This window comes from Streptomyces sp. NPDC039430, assembly GCF_055639435.1.
The window spans coordinates 825,512-839,359 of record NZ_JBVKAK010000002.1; the positions used below are offsets into that span (position 1 = coordinate 825,512).

At 71.5% G+C, this 13,848-nt stretch carries 11 protein-coding genes; 3 read left to right on the top strand and 8 right to left on the bottom strand.

Annotation, left to right across the window (positions count from 1 at the left end; translation table 11 throughout):
- Positions 1-29: 29 nt before the first annotated feature.
- The gene (locus tag ACZ7LS_RS08775; RefSeq protein ID WP_382517694.1) at positions 30-1,058 is read right to left on the bottom strand and encodes an LLM class flavin-dependent oxidoreductase; all 1,029 of its coding nucleotides are present in this window, start codon (positions 1,056-1,058) and stop codon (positions 30-32) included.
- A 211-nt stretch (positions 1,059-1,269) separates the two neighbouring features.
- Here ACZ7LS_RS08775 and ACZ7LS_RS08780 point away from each other — a divergent pair, with 211 nt between their 5' ends.
- Positions 1,270-1,599 carry an ATP/GTP-binding protein gene (locus tag ACZ7LS_RS08780; RefSeq protein ID WP_382517691.1) on the top strand — a complete coding sequence of 110 codons (330 nt, stop codon included), beginning with the start codon at positions 1,270-1,272 and terminating at the stop codon, positions 1,597-1,599.
- A gap of 31 nt (positions 1,600-1,630) precedes the next feature.
- Here ACZ7LS_RS08780 and ACZ7LS_RS08785 read toward each other — a convergent pair whose 3' ends face one another.
- The 7 genes from ACZ7LS_RS08785 to mce form a co-directional block, all read right to left on the bottom strand.
- Positions 1,631-2,524, bottom strand: a complete 894-nt coding sequence (locus ACZ7LS_RS08785) for an ABC transporter permease (protein ID WP_385133237.1) — start codon at positions 2,522-2,524, stop codon at positions 1,631-1,633.
- Entirely contained in the window at positions 2,521-3,741 is a 1,221-nt protein-coding gene (locus tag ACZ7LS_RS08790) for an ABC transporter ATP-binding protein (RefSeq protein WP_382664957.1), read from the bottom strand. The genes ACZ7LS_RS08785 and ACZ7LS_RS08790 overlap by 4 nt, the downstream gene beginning before the upstream one ends.
- Before the next feature lie 211 nt (positions 3,742-3,952).
- Entirely contained in the window at positions 3,953-4,732 is a 780-nt protein-coding gene (locus ACZ7LS_RS08795; RefSeq protein WP_382664955.1) for an ABC transporter permease, read from the bottom strand.
- A gap of 1 nt (position 4,733) precedes the next feature.
- Complete coding sequence (locus ACZ7LS_RS08800) at positions 4,734-5,783, bottom strand: ATP-binding cassette domain-containing protein (protein ID WP_385133234.1); 1,050 nt, start codon at positions 5,781-5,783, stop codon at positions 4,734-4,736.
- Positions 5,784-5,905: 122 nt separating this feature from the next.
- Complete coding sequence (locus ACZ7LS_RS08805) at positions 5,906-6,844, bottom strand: coiled-coil domain-containing protein (RefSeq protein WP_030351964.1); 939 nt, start codon at positions 6,842-6,844, stop codon at positions 5,906-5,908.
- A gap of 152 nt (positions 6,845-6,996) precedes the next feature.
- Complete coding sequence (gene scy / locus ACZ7LS_RS08810; protein WP_385133231.1) at positions 6,997-10,716, bottom strand: polarized growth protein Scy; 3,720 nt, start codon at positions 10,714-10,716, stop codon at positions 6,997-6,999.
- A 159-nt stretch (positions 10,717-10,875) separates the two neighbouring features.
- Positions 10,876-11,304 carry a methylmalonyl-CoA epimerase gene (mce, locus tag ACZ7LS_RS08815; RefSeq protein WP_030351962.1) on the bottom strand — a complete coding sequence of 143 codons (429 nt, stop codon included), beginning with the start codon at positions 11,302-11,304 and terminating at the stop codon, positions 10,876-10,878.
- 145 nt (positions 11,305-11,449) lie between these two features.
- On the opposite strand from mce, the gene ACZ7LS_RS08820 reads away from it, so the two are divergent.
- Together ACZ7LS_RS08820 and meaB are read left to right on the top strand one after the other, a co-directional pair.
- The gene (locus ACZ7LS_RS08820; RefSeq protein ID WP_382517672.1) at positions 11,450-12,649 is read left to right on the top strand and encodes an acetyl-CoA C-acetyltransferase; all 1,200 of its coding nucleotides are present in this window, start codon (positions 11,450-11,452) and stop codon (positions 12,647-12,649) included.
- Positions 12,650-12,708: 59 nt separating this feature from the next.
- Positions 12,709-13,668 carry a methylmalonyl Co-A mutase-associated GTPase MeaB gene (meaB, locus tag ACZ7LS_RS08825; RefSeq protein WP_129769185.1) on the top strand — a complete coding sequence of 320 codons (960 nt, stop codon included), beginning with the start codon at positions 12,709-12,711 and terminating at the stop codon, positions 13,666-13,668.
- The last annotated feature ends 180 nt before the right edge of the window (positions 13,669-13,848 follow it).

Genomic DNA, 13,848 nt, shown 5'->3' on the forward strand with positions numbered 1-13,848 from the left:
GTCCGACGGTGTCGGAGCGGCAGCGTCACTCAGGCGAGCCGGGGCAGGACGTCCGCGCCCAGCCGCCGTACGTTCTCCTCCGTCGTCGCCAGATCGCCTGAGCCCTCCATGAGCAGGGCGAAGCGGGTGATGCCGGTGCGCTCCGAGGTGGCCGCCAGCCGGTCCGCGGCCAGCTCGGGCGGGCCCACCGGATGGAGGTCGCAGAGCAGTTCGGTGTACTCCACCGGGTCCCGCATCGCCCGGATTCTGTCGTCGACCGTGACATGGGCGCCGAGGCCCTGGCGCAGCCAGCCGGGCATCGCCTTGAGGAGCGTCTCGCTCGCCTCCGCGCGGCTGTCGGCGATCTGCGCCACCCCGGCCGATACATGCGCGGCGCCGGCGATCTCGTCCTCGGGACGGCCCGCCGCACGAGCGTGCGTACGCCACAGGGCGACCATCTCCGCCTTCTCCTCGTCGCCGCAGTGCATGCCGAGGAGCATCGGCAGGCCGTGCTCGGCGGCCAGTCTGACGCTCTTGGGCGAGGTGCAGGCCATGAGCGTCTCGGGGCCCGTGCTCGGTTCGATCAGCTCGTCGGGGCGCGGTACGACGGGGACCTCGCGGAAGCGGAAGCGTTCCCCCGATGCCGCCACGCGCGGCTCGCGCAGCCAGCGCAGCAGCAGGGCGAGGGACTCCGGGAAGTCCTCCTCGTAGGCCCGCAGGCCGGTGCCGAAGACCTCCAGATCGACCCAGGGGCCGCCGCGCCCCACACCGAGCGTGAACCGGCCGCCGGAGACGAGATGCAGCAGAGCCGCCTGCTCGCCGAGCGCCACCGGATGTACGTTCGGCAACACGCTGACCGCCGTACCCACCCGGATGTGGCGGGTTCGGCCGAGCAGCACCCCGGCCAGGGTCACGGCCGACGGACAGACGCCGTACGGCACGAAATGGTGCTCGGCGAGCCAGACCGAGTCGAGCCCGGATTCCTCCGCCAGCTCCGTGGTCCGCACCGCACGGTGCAGTGCCTCCCCCTGTCCCTGGCCCGGGAACTGGGCAGCCAGTACAAAAGCTCCAACACGCATCGCCTTCTGCCTCCTTGCGGCCGACGCGGCTCCCCCTACGGGCAACAACGTCTGACACGTGCCAAAGGCACGGCCCGGTTTGGAAATTCTTGCGATTGTCCGGTCAGTGCCTTCCGTGCGCGTGGCGGACTCACGCCGCGAGGTACGTGTACCCCATGTCGTGGGCCGTAGGCTGGAACGGAACCGTGCTGTCTGCCCCGTGAGGTGTCCTGTGTCCCCGCGCCGCAACCGCCCCCGAGGCGGCGAGAACCCGACCGAGCGAGCAGGCGAGGCGGGCGACCGGTACGGAGGCTTCCAGCGGTCGGAGTTCTGGCAGGGCGAGAGCTGGTCGGTGCGCCATGTCGCCGGGGCGAGCGCCGCGGGCAAGCGCTATCGCTGCCCCGGCTGCGACCAGGAGATCCCCGGCGCGCTGCCGCATGTGGTGGCCTGGCCCGAGTACGGCGGTGTCGACGACCGGCGGCACTGGCACCAGGCGTGCTGGAACGCGAAGGACCGCCGCACCACGCGGGTGCAGCGGTCCCGTAACGCGCCCAAGTACTGAACGGCACACCGCGGCGGGGCCGCGGGACGGCTCAGACGTCGCGCTTGTCGAGCGAGAAGAACGCCGCGAGCATCGCGATCGCCGTCACACCCAGCAGGATCCACAGCGGCTCCCAGCCCGAGGGCCCGGAGACGCGGGAACCGCTCTCGTAGAACGCCGACAACTGGCTCGGGACCGAGTAGTCGAACAGCGCCTCGCGCACCGCCGTGAGCGAATCCGAGAACATGAACATCGCGAGCACCAGCGGCAGCAGCAGCACACCGATCATGATGGTGATCGCCCCGGCGGAGTGCCGGATCAGTGTGCCGACCGCCAGCGAGAGCAGTCCGAGCGTCGCCAGGTAGAGGCTGACCCCGGCCGTGGCCCGCAGCCAGTCCGCGCCGGAGGGCGACTCCGCGCCCAGGATCGAGAGCTGCAGCGCCGACACCGTCATCGTGATCACCAGTGAGATCACGAAGACCAGCAGGAAGAAGACCAGCGACTTGGCCACCAGCACCCGGCCCCGGCTCGGGCAGGCGGTGAGGGTCGTACGGATCATGCCCGTGCCGTACTCCGACGCGATCGTCAGCACGCCCAGCGTGATCACGCACATCGAGCCGAGCAGCACGCCGAAGAAGCCGAGGGAGAGCACTTCCTGGCCGCTGGGGGCCGGCTGGCCGGAGACGCTGGAGACCACCACGGCCGTGAGGAGTCCGACGCCCAGCATCAGCACGATCATGACGCCGAGGGTCCACATCGTGGACCGCACGGAACGGAGCTTGGTCCACTCGGAGGCCAGGGCGTCGCCGAGATGGGCCCGGCGGACCGGGATCGGCGAGGTGTAGCCGGCGGCGAGCCCGTCGCCCTGCCACTGCGGGGCCTGCTGTGGCGCCTGGGACTGCGGAGGCTGCGGAGGCTGCGGAGGCTGCTGGTACGGGGTCGTCATCGGGCGTCCTCGTTGCTGTCGCGCTTCGTCATGTCTGCGGCGGGCGCCGCCGCGGGAGCGGCCGGCGGCGCGGACGCGCCCGCGGGTGCCGCCGTCGGAGCCGGGGCCGGCGCCGGGGCCGGCGCTGAGGCCGGCGCCGAGGCCGGGGGAGCGCCCGCGTACGGGTTGGCTCCGGGCGGCGGCGGGGCGTACCAGCCCTGCTGCGGCACCTCCGGGACGACGGGGCCCACGGGCCCCGCTGAGCCCTGCGGCGGCCCGTAGCCGGGCTGGTAGGGCGGCGCGAAGCCGGCCAGCGCGTCGGCCGTCGAACGGTAGTCCACTGCGTTCTGGGTCATCCGCATGTACGCCTCCTCCAGCGAGGCCTGGTGCGGCGAGAGCTCCCAGAGCCGCACCTCCGCCTCGTGCGCCAGATCGCTGATCCGGGACAGTGGCAGCCCCGTGACCCGCAGCGCCCCGTCCGGCTCGGAGAGCACCTGACCGCCCGCCTCGGCGAGCGCCGTGGTCAGCTTCTCGCGCCGCTGCGGATCGGTCTCCGGGGTGCGCACCCGCGCGAAGTCCGCCGAGTTGGCCGAGATGAAATCCTTGATCGTCATATCGGCGAGCAGCTGACCGCGCCCGATCACTATCAGGTGGTCGGCGGTCACCGCCATCTCGCTCATCAGATGGGAGGAGACGAAGACGGTACGGCCCTCGGAGGCCAGCTGCTTCATCAGGTTACGGACCCAGAGGATCCCCTCGGGGTCGAGACCGTTCACCGGCTCGTCGAACAGCAGCACCTGCGGATCGCCGAGCAGCGCCGCCGCGATACCGAGCCGCTGGCCCATACCGAGCGAGAAGCCTTTGGAGCGCTTCTTGGCCACGTCCTGGAGTCCGACGACCCCGAGCACCTCGTCGACCCGCGAGGCCGGGATCCCGGAGAGCTGGGCCAGCGACAGCAGGTGACTGCGCGCGCTGCGCCCGCCGTGCACCGCCTTGGCATCGAGCAGCGCGCCCACCTGGCGCGGCGCGTTCGGCAGCTGCCGGAAGGGATGCCCGCCGACCCGTACCTGCCCGGCGGTCGGCCGGTCCAGCCCGAGGATCATCCGCATCGTCGTCGATTTGCCGGAACCATTGGGGCCCAGGAACCCGGTGACGTATCCGGGCCGTACCTGGAAGGAAAGGTTGTACACGGCCGTCTTGGCGCCGTAGCGCTTCGTCAGGCCGACTGCCTCGATCATTCTCCAGCCCCATCGACAGGTCAGGTCGTCGGGGCAGTGGCCGTTCCTGACCTAAAGCCCCCGTAAGAGTTACGAGGATATCCGCGCCTTGACGGTTCCAGCCAAGTCGTTACGACGGAGCGTCGCCGGGTGAATTCCTCGTACGAGGTGCCGCGAAGTGCCGCGAACCGATGCGAAGTGCCGCGGGGAACCGTGTCCCCTCGCCAAGAGCCTACGCGTCCCGCCTCCGCATGACCGCGTATCCGCCCGCCAGCGCCGCCAGCACCCACAGGGCCATGATCCCGAGACCGCCCCATGGCCCGTAGGGGGCCGGACTGGAGCTCAGCGCGTTGGGGACGACCTGGGTGATCTGGCGGCCGGCCTGGTCGGGGAAGTACCGGGCGACCTCCTTGGCGCCGGGAACGGCCGCCAGGATCTGCGAGACCAGGAAGAAGAACGGCATCAGAATGCCGAGCGAGAGGACGGAGCTGCGCAGCATCGCCGCGACCCCCATCGAGAAGAGCGCGATCAGCGTCATGTACAGCCCGCTGCCGATCACCGCGCGCAGCACGTTCGGCTCGCCGATGGCCGTGCCGTGCGCGCCGAGCAGCGCCTGGCCCACGAAGAAGGCGAGGAATCCGGTCACCACCGCGACCGCCAGCGCCAGCACCCCGGCCACCAGGACCTTGCAGAAGAGGAACGTGCCGCGTCGCGGTACGGCGGCCAGCGAGGTGCGGATCATGCCCGAGGTGTACTCGGAGCCGACCACCAGCACTCCGAAGACGACCATCGCCAGCTGACCGAGAACCATCCCCGAGAAGCTGGTGTACGTCGGGTCGAAGGTGGCCCGCTCCTCCAGGGAGAGATCACCGAACTGGGAGTTCAGCACCGCGGACAGCGCGGCTCCCAGGGCGACGGTCACCACCAGGGCGCTGATCAGCGTCCAGGTGGTGGAGGAGACGGTACGGATCTTGGTCCACTCGGACCGGAGGACCGCCGGCACCGATGCCATGTCAGACCCCCTCGTCCTGCCGGCCCTCGTCCTGCCGGTCCTCGTCCTGCCGGTCCTCGTCCTGCCGGTCCTCGTCCTGCCGGCCCTCGCCCCGCCGGCCCTCGCCCCGCCGGTCGCCGTCCCTCCGGTCCTCGCCCCACCGCGGGCCCGCGTGGGCGTGGTACTCCACCGACTCCGCCGTCATCCGCATGAACGCCTCTTCGAGCGAGGCGCGCCGGGACGTCAGCTCGTGCAGCACGATCCCGTGCCGCGCGGCCAGTTCCCCCAGCTCCTCGGTGGACGCCCCGTCGACTTCCAGTACGTCGCCCTCCGCCTCGACGACGGTGAACCCCCCGGCGCGCAGCACGTCTTCGAGCCGCGCGCGCTCCGGCGAACGCAGCCGCGCGTAACCGCGGGAGTTCTCCCGGATGAAGTCCGCCATCGAGGTGTCCGCCAGTAGCCGGCCCTGACCGATCACGATCAAATGGTCGGCGGTCAGCGCCATTTCGCTCATCAGATGACTGGAAACGAAGACCGTGCGTCCCTCACGGGCCAGAGCCTTCATCAGATTGCGCACCCAGTGGATGCCTTCGGGGTCCAGACCATTCACCGGTTCGTCGAACATCAGGATCTCGGGATCGCCCAGGAGCGCGGAGGCGATCCCTAGCCGCTGCCCCATTCCGAGGGAGAAACCTTTCGGTTTCCTCTTCGCGACGGCGCTCAGTCCGACCATGTCCAGCACCTCGGTCACCCGGCTCGCCGGGATGCGATTGCTCTGCGCCAGACAGAGAAGATTGTTGTAGGCGGTGCGCCCGCCGTGCATGGCCCCGGCCTCCAGCAGCGCCCCGATGTGCTTGAGCGGATCGGCCAGCTCGCGGTAGCGCCTGCCATCGATCCGTACCGAACCGCCGGTCGGATTGTCCAGATCGAGCATCATCCGCATCGTGGTCGACTTGCCCGCGCCGTTGGGGCCCAGAAAGCCCGTCACCACCCCCGGTCTCACCCGGAAGGAGAGCCGATCGACCGCCACCGTGCGGCCGAAGCGTTTGGTGAGCCCCTGGACCTCGATCATGCGGACCAACCTAGGACGGCACAAAGCCCCCCGCCACCGGAGTGGCGAGGGGCCGGGCGTGCGCACTGATCAGGAGCGTTGTCCGGCCGGAAGAATTTTCCCGGCCGGACGGCCGCCCCGGGTCAGCGGGACTGCTGGGCCGGGACGCCGCGCGAGATCGGCTCGTCATCGGCCGGGGTGCCGGCGGCGGCCACCGCGGCACCGGTCAGCGTGGCCAGCATCTCGCGGACGTTGGTCAGCTGGGCGTTGATCGAGTCGCGGCGGTTGGTGAGCGCCGCCAGCTCGCGCTCCGACTCGCTGCGGATCCGGTCGGCCTTGGCGTTCGCGTCCGCCACGATGTCCTCGGACTGACGCTGGGCCGTCTCGACCGTCTGACGCGCCCGGCGCTCCGCGTCCGTGCGCAGCTTCTCGGCCTCCAGACGCAGCTGCTCGGCGCGGTGCTCGATCTCGGCCAGACGCTTCTCGGCCTTCGCCTGACGCGACGCCAGATCGCGCTCCGACTGCTCACGCCGCTTGGCGAGGTTCGTCTCGAAGTCCGCTGCGGCCTGGGCGGCCTTGGCGCGGGTCTCCTCGAAGAGCGCGTCGGCCTCCTCGCGCTTGGACTGCGCGTCCTTCTGCGCCTCCGAGCGCAGCGTCGCGGCGTCACCCTTCGCCTTCTCGACGATACGGACGCCCTCGTCCTCGGCCTTGGCCTTGCGCTCCGAGGCGAACGACTCGGCGTCGTTGCGCACCTGCTGCGCCGCCGACTCGGCCAGCTCGCGGTGCTGCTCGGCCGCGCGGCGGGCCTCCTCGCGCAGGTCCTTCGCCTCCTCCTCGGCGAGGCGGAGGATCTTCTCGACGCGGGCGCCGAGGCCGGCGTACGACGGCTCCGCGTCGCTGACCTGGGCCTGGGCGTTCTGCGTTTCGAGGTGCAGCTCCTCGATGCGCTTTTCCAGAGAGGTGATGCGGGCCAGAGCACTGTCACGGTCGGCGACGAGTTTGGTAATGCGGTCGTCCACCTGACCGCGGTCGTAACCACGCCGCACGAGCTCGAAGCCGAATGGGGAGGAAGTGTCGCTCATGGGGTTCCTGTCGAATGAGACCGGTGAGGTGATAGAGGGAATCCTAGGGGCCGAAGCGGCGTGTCATCGAGCCGATGCAGGTTTGGTATGGAGAATGTCCAGCCTTTTGAGTGGCTAGTGCCTCTCCCGGCCATGTCGGCCGTGTCGCGGCACTAGCTATCGGAAGATTTTCCACTCGAACGGGTGGTACCCGCCGCCGCACCCGCCTTGACGGGGTTGTCCTTCGCGGGCACGGCAGGTGCCTCGAACGACTCCAACGCTTCGAGTACGTCCTGAACACGGGAGATCTCGGCCTGGATGTCCTCCCGTCTGCGGACCAGTACGTCGAGTTCGCGTTTGCCCTCGTCGACGGTCTGTTTGGCCTGTTGGGCCGCGTCCGCGCGCAACTTCTCGGCTTCCCTGATGAGTTCGGCCTTCTTCAGCTCGGCTTCCTTGAGCAGCCCCTCGGCCTTCTTCACGGCGGCGATACGGACCTTGCTCGCCTCCGAACCGGCCTCGGCCACCAGCTCCTTGGCCTTCGCCTCCGCCTCCGCGCGCTGCTCGTTGGCCGCCTTCATCAGATTGTCGACGCGCTCGCCCGCGGTTCTCAGCTGCTCGGACGTCTCGCGCCTGGCCCGCTCGTGCAGTTGCTCGATCTCGGCCTCGACGCGTACGCGCAGCTCCTCGGCCCGTTCCCGGACGGCCGTCGCGTCTCTGCGCGCGCCGACGAGCAGTTCGTCCGCGTCCGTACGGGCCCTCTCCACCAGGGAGTTGCCCTCGACGGTGGCGTCCGCGGTGATACGGCCCGCCTCCTTGCGGGCGGCCCCCACCATCGTATCGGCCTGCGTCTCGGCCTCGGTGGCGGCCCGAAGAGCCTCCTCCTGGGCCTTGTTGATGAGCTGATCGGCCTGTTCCGCGGCGTCCGAGCGGCGCTTGGCCGCGTCCTTGCGCGCCTCGTCCAGGAGCCAGTCCGTCTCCTCCTGGGCCTCGCTCCTGAGCCGTTCCGCCGCGGCCTCGACCTCCCGCTTGAACTGCTCGGCGTCGATTCGCAGCCGCTCGGCGGCCTGCTGCGCGGCGCCCACCGTCTCGGCGGCCTCCGCGCGCATCCGCTCGGCCTCGCTCGTGGCCTCCCCGATGAGCCGGTCTGCCTGGCCCGCGGCGTCGCCGCGGATCCGGTTGGCGTCCTCACGGGCCTCGGCACGGGCACGGGCCGCGTCCTGCTCCGCCGAGGCGAGCGAGTCCGACGCCTCGGTCCGTACCCGCTGCGCGTACTCGGCGGTGTCGGCACGCAGCCGCTCCGCCTCCGCGATCGCCTCGCCGACCGTGCGCTCGGCGAGCGCCTGCGCGGCGTCCGTCTCCTCCTGGGCCCGGAGCCGGATCCGGTTGGAGTCCTCGGCGGCGCGCTCCCGCTCGGCGTACGCGTCGGCGCGCAGCCGGTCGGCCTCCTCCTGCGCCTCCGTCTTCGTCCGCTCGGCCGCGTGCTCCGCGGCGGCCCGCAGCCCGGTGATCTCCTGCTCGGCCTGGTCCTGGAGACCGGCGACGGAGTCCCGTACCTGCTGGGCGGTCTGTTCGGCGGCGGCGACCAGTTCCGTGGCGCGGTAGTCCGCCTCCGAGACCAGCCGCTGCGCCTCGGTCTGGGCCTCCTCGACGCGGTTACGGGCCGAGGCGAGCAGCTCCTCGCTCTGCTCGCGGGCCCGCTCGCGCTCCTGCTCCGCCTCCGCGCGGGCGGCCGTCAGCGTCTCCTCGGCCTCGCGGCGGCGGCGGGTCGCCTCCTCCTGCGCGGCGGAAAGCGCCTCGGCGGCCTCGGTGCCGACCCGCTCGGCGGCGGCGGCTGCCTCGGTCCTGATCCGGTCGGCGCTCTCCTGCGCCTCGGTCTTGAGCCGCTCGGCTTCCGTGGCGGCCTCGGAGCGCAGCCGTACGGCCGCGGTCTCCGCCTCGGCGCGCGACTGCGAGGCGTCGGCGGCGGCCTCGTCACGCAGCCGCTCCGCCTCCTGCTCGGCCTGCGCCTGGAGCGTACGGATCCGCTCCGCTGCCTCGGCGCGCAGCCGGTCGGTCTCCTCCGCGGCCTCCCGCCGGATCCGCTCGCTCTCGGCGCGGGCGTCGGTGAGCGCCTCCTCGGCGGAGGACAGCCGCTGCTCCGCCTCCGTGTGCAGCCGCGTCAGCTCGTCGGCCGCCTCGGCCTTACGGGACTCGACGCCCCGCTCGGTCTCCTGGCGCAGCTCGGCCGCGGCCTGCTCGGCGGCGGACTTGGTGGCCTCGGCCTGCTCCTCGCCCTCGGCGCGCAGCCGGTCCGCCTCGGCGCGGGTGCGCTCCAGGGTCTCCTCGGCCTGCCGGCGCAGCGTCGTGGCGCGCTCGATGGCCTCGGTGCGTACGCGCTCGCTCTCGGTGGTGGCGCCCGAGCGCAGCTCGTCCGCGTCCGCCTTGGCCTTCGTCAGCAGTTCCTCGGCGGACTTGGCCGCCTCCTCGATCTTCTGGACGGCCTCGCGGCGCGCCTCGCCGCGGATCCGCTCGCCCTCCGCGACCGCCTCGGCCCGCAGCTGCTCGGCCTCGCCGCGCAGCCTGCGCGCCTCCTCCTGCAGCTCGACGGTCTTGGCGCGGTACTCCTTGGTGTCGTCCTTGGCCGCGCCCTTGAGCTGGTCGGCCTGTTCCGCGGCCTCGCCGCGCAGCCGGTCCGCCTCGGCCTCGGCCTCGCGGCGGATCCGCTCGGCCTCCTCGCTCGCGGACTTGGTGGTGGCCTTCGCGTCGTCGGATGCCTTGGTGAGCACCTCTTCCGCGGTACGGGCCGCCTTGGCCAGCTGGGCCGCGGTGTCCTCGGCGGCGACCGTACGGGCCTTCTCGGCGGCCTCCGCGACGAGCTTCTCGGCCTGGGCGCGGGCGTCGGCGAGCGCCTGCTCGGCCTCGGCCTTGGTCGCCTCGGCCTCCTGCGTCGCCTCACCGACCAGCCGCGCGATCTCCGACTTGGCCGTACGCGTGCGCTGCTCGTTCTGCGACTCGGCGGCGGCCAGCCGCTTGACCGCGGCCTCCTTGGCCTCCGCGGCGACCTTCTCCGCCTCGGCGCGGGCCTCCCGCAGCCGCTCCTGCGCCTCCTGCATCCGCTGCTCGGCCGCGCGGCCCAGCTCGGCGGCCTGCTGGCGGGCCTGGTCGGCCTCGGCGGTGGTGGACATACGGAGCTGCTCGGCGTGGCTGGTGGCCTCCTGCGCCTGCGAGGAGGCGGCGTTCAGCAGCCGCTCGGCGTCCCTGCGGGCCCGCAGCAGGATCGCTTCGGCTTCCGAGCGGGCCGTCTCGGACTCCGCGCCCAGCCGCCGCCGTGCCTCCTCGGTGACCCGGGCGGCCTCCGCGCGGGCCGCGGCCAGGGACTGCTCCGCCTCGGCGCGGGACTCGTCGAGCAGCCTCCTGGCCTGGGATTCGGTACGGGCACGCAGCTGCTCGGCCCACGCGACGTTCTCGTTGACATGCGACTCGACGGTCTGCCGGCGCTCCGCCAGCTCCTGGTCGAGCCGCTGCCTGCGCTGCACGGCCTCGGCGTGCAGCTCGGCCTGGAGCCTGGCCTGGTGCTCGGCGTGCTCCTGGAGGATGCGCTGTGTCTGGGCGCGCGCGTCCCGCAGCTCGCGCTCGGCGTCCGCGCGCATCTGCTCCGCCTGCATCTGGGCGTTCCGCAGGTGCTGTTCGGCCTGATAGCCGAGGTCCCCGCTGTCGTACGACGAGGGACGGGTCGCCAGCGTACGGCGTGCCTCGTGGAGCTTGGCGCGCAAGACCTCGACCTGGTAACCGAGGTCCTCGGCGTGCTGGACGGCCTTCTCCCGCGCGGTCTTCAGCCGGTCCATCTCGGCTTCGAACCGCGAGAGGTGGTCGTCGTCAGCTCGGTGGCTCTCCTGGCGTTCGTAGCCCCGCACTGCGCGGTCCCATCCGTCCCCTGGTCGCAACTGCCCAATTGAGCACCGTTCGCGGCGAACGGCCCCCCGGGGAATGGTGACAGATCTTCGGCAGGGGCGCGGCCCCGGCCCGGCCCCGGCCCGGAGCGCCCCACTCTACCGGGCCGGGAATCCTTAAGGTCAGTGCTCCGGGCGGGAGGTGACGAGTTCTGTGAGTACGCCGTGGCAGTCCTTGGGGTGGAGGAACGTGATGCGGGAGCCCATGGAGCCGGTGCGGGGCTCGTCGTACAGAACGCGTACGCCCTTGTCACGGACCGACTGGGCGTCACCGTCGACATCCGCCGTACCGAACGCGATGTGGTGAACGCCCTCGCCGTTCTTCGCCAGCCATTTCCCGACGGCCGAATCCTCCCGGATGGATTCCAGGAGCTGGAGGTACGAAGCCCCGCCGTCGGACGTCTCGTTGATCTTGAGCATGGCCTCCCGGACGCCCTGCTCCTCGTTGACCTCGGTGTGGAAGACCTCGAAGCCGTAGGTCGCCCGGTAGAACTCGACGGTCTTGTCGAGGTCGAAGCAGGCGATTCCGATGTGGTCGATTCGCGTCAGCATGGAGACAGTGCAGCGTCACCGGGGTGATTACGCAACGTGCGCGCGATCACACGCGCTGCCTGGTGACCCGTGAGAGAACCGCTCAGTACATTGAAAGTAAACCCTCGTTCACTCCTCAAGCTGTACGCAAAGGGGATCGCGTCTCATGTCGGATACGAACACCACCAGATCTGTGATCGTCGCGGGCGCCCGCACGCCCATGGGGCGGCTCCTGGGCTCGCTGAAGTCCTTCTCCGGCGCGGAGCTGGGCGGCTTCGCGATCAAGGCGGCGCTGGACCGGGCCGGGATCAGCGGCGACCAGGTGCAGTACGTGATCATGGGCCAGGTGCTGCAGGCCGGGGCAGGGCAGATCCCGGCACGCCAGGCCGCGGTCAAGGGCGGCATCCCGATGAGCGTCCCCGCGCTCACCGTCAACAAGGTCTGTCTCTCCGGACTCGACGCGATCGCGCTGGCCGACCAGCTGATCCGCGCCGGCGAGTTCGAGGTGGTGGTCGCGGGCGGCCAGGAGTCGATGACCAACGCCCCCCACCTGCTCCCCAAGTCCCGTGAGGGCTACAAGTACGGCGCCATGGAAATGCTCGACTCGATGGCGTACGACGGACTGACCGACTCGTTCGAGGACATCGCCATGGGCGCCTCGACCGAGAAGCACAACACCCGGCTCGGCATCGCGCGCGCCCCGCAGGACGAGTTCGGCGCGCTCTCCCACCAGCGGGCCGCGGCGGCGCAGAAGAACGGTGTCTTCGAGGCCGAGATCACGCCCGTCGAGATCCCGCAGCGCAAGGGCGACCCGGTGCTCTTCGCGCAGGACGAGGGCATCCGCGCCGAGACGACCGTGGAGTCCCTGGCCAGACTGCGGCCCGCGTTCTCCAAGGACGGCACGATCACGGCCGGCACGTCCTCGCAGATCTCCGACGGCGCGGCGGCGGTCGTGGTGATGAGCAAGGCCAAGGCCCTGGAGCTGGGTCTTGAGTGGATCGCCGAGATCGGCGCGCACGGCAATGTGGCGGGCCCGGACAACTCGCTCCAGTCCCAGCCGTCGAACGCGATCCAGCACGCCCTGAAGAAGGAGGGCCTCGGCGTCGACGACCTCGACCTCATCGAGATCAACGAGGCGTTCGCGGCCGTCGCGGTGCAGTCAATGAAGGACCTCGGGGTTTCCCCGGAAAAGGTGAATGTGAACGGCGGCGCGATCGCCCTCGGGCACCCGATCGGCATGTCGGGCGCCCGGCTCGTTCTCCATCTCGCGCTGGAGCTGAAGCGGCGCGGCGGCGGGACCGGCGTGGCGGCGCTGTGCGGTGGCGGCGGCCAGGGTGACGCGCTGATCGTGCGCGTGGCCCAGTAGGAACCGAGCGGGTACGCGGCGGTGCGGATACGGGTACGGACCGAAGGAACGGAGCTGTGATGCAGGACGTCCCCGAGCTGGTGGCTCAGGCACGAGAGGGCCGGCCGCGGGCCGTGGCCCGGCTGATCTCACTGGTCGAGGGGGCGTCCCCGCAGCTGCGCGAGGTGATGGCCGCGCTGGCACCGCTCGCGGGCAACGCGTATGTCATCGGGGTGACCGGATCGCCCGGTGTCGGCAAATCGACCTCGACCTCCGCGCTGGTCTCCGCCTACCGGAAGGCGGGCAAGCGGGTCGCGGTCCTGGCCGTCGACCCCTCGTCCCCCTTCTCCGGCGGCGCCCTGCTCGGCGACCGCGTCCGGATGTCCGAGCACGCCTCCGACCCCGGTGTCTACATCCGCTCCATGGCCACCCGCGGCCATCTCGGCGGACTGGCCTGGGCCGCGCCGCAGGCGATCAGGGTGCTGGACGCGGCGGGGTGCGACGTGATCCTGGTGGAGACCGTCGGGGTCGGCCAGTCGGAGGTCGAGATCGCCTCCCAGGCCGACACCTCGGTGGTGCTGCTCGCGCCGGGCATGGGCGACGGCATCCAGGCCGCGAAGGCCGGGATCCTGGAGATCGGCGATGTGTACGTGGTCAACAAGGCGGACCGTGACGGCGCCGACGCGACGGCCCGCGAGCTCAATCACATGCTGGGCCTCGGCGAATCCCGGGGCCCCGGCGACTGGCGGCCGCCCATCGTCAAGACCGTCGCCGCGCGGGGCGAGGGGATCGACGAGGTGGTGGAGGCCCTGGAGAAGCACCGCGCCTGGCTGGAGGAGCACGACGCCCTCGCTCTGCGCCGCGCCCGCCGCGCGGCCCGCGAGGTGGAGACCATCGCGGTCACCACGCTCCGCGAGCGCATCGGCGATCTGCACGGCGACCGGCGGCTCGGCGCGCTGGCGGAGCGGATCGTGGCGGGGGAGCTGGACCCGTACACGGCGGCGGACGAGCTGGTCGCGGGGCTGACGGACGGGGCGTGACGGAGGGTTCTGACGCACCGGGCTGACGTACCGGCCTGACGCGCCGGGCCTGACGCGCGGGTTTCGGCGTTCGGGTCCGGCGTTCGGGTCTGACGTACTCGGGGTCCGGCGTTCGGGGTCCGGCGTACGGGCCTGGCGTATGGGGTCCGGCGTACGGGTCTGACGTACGGGTCCGGCGTA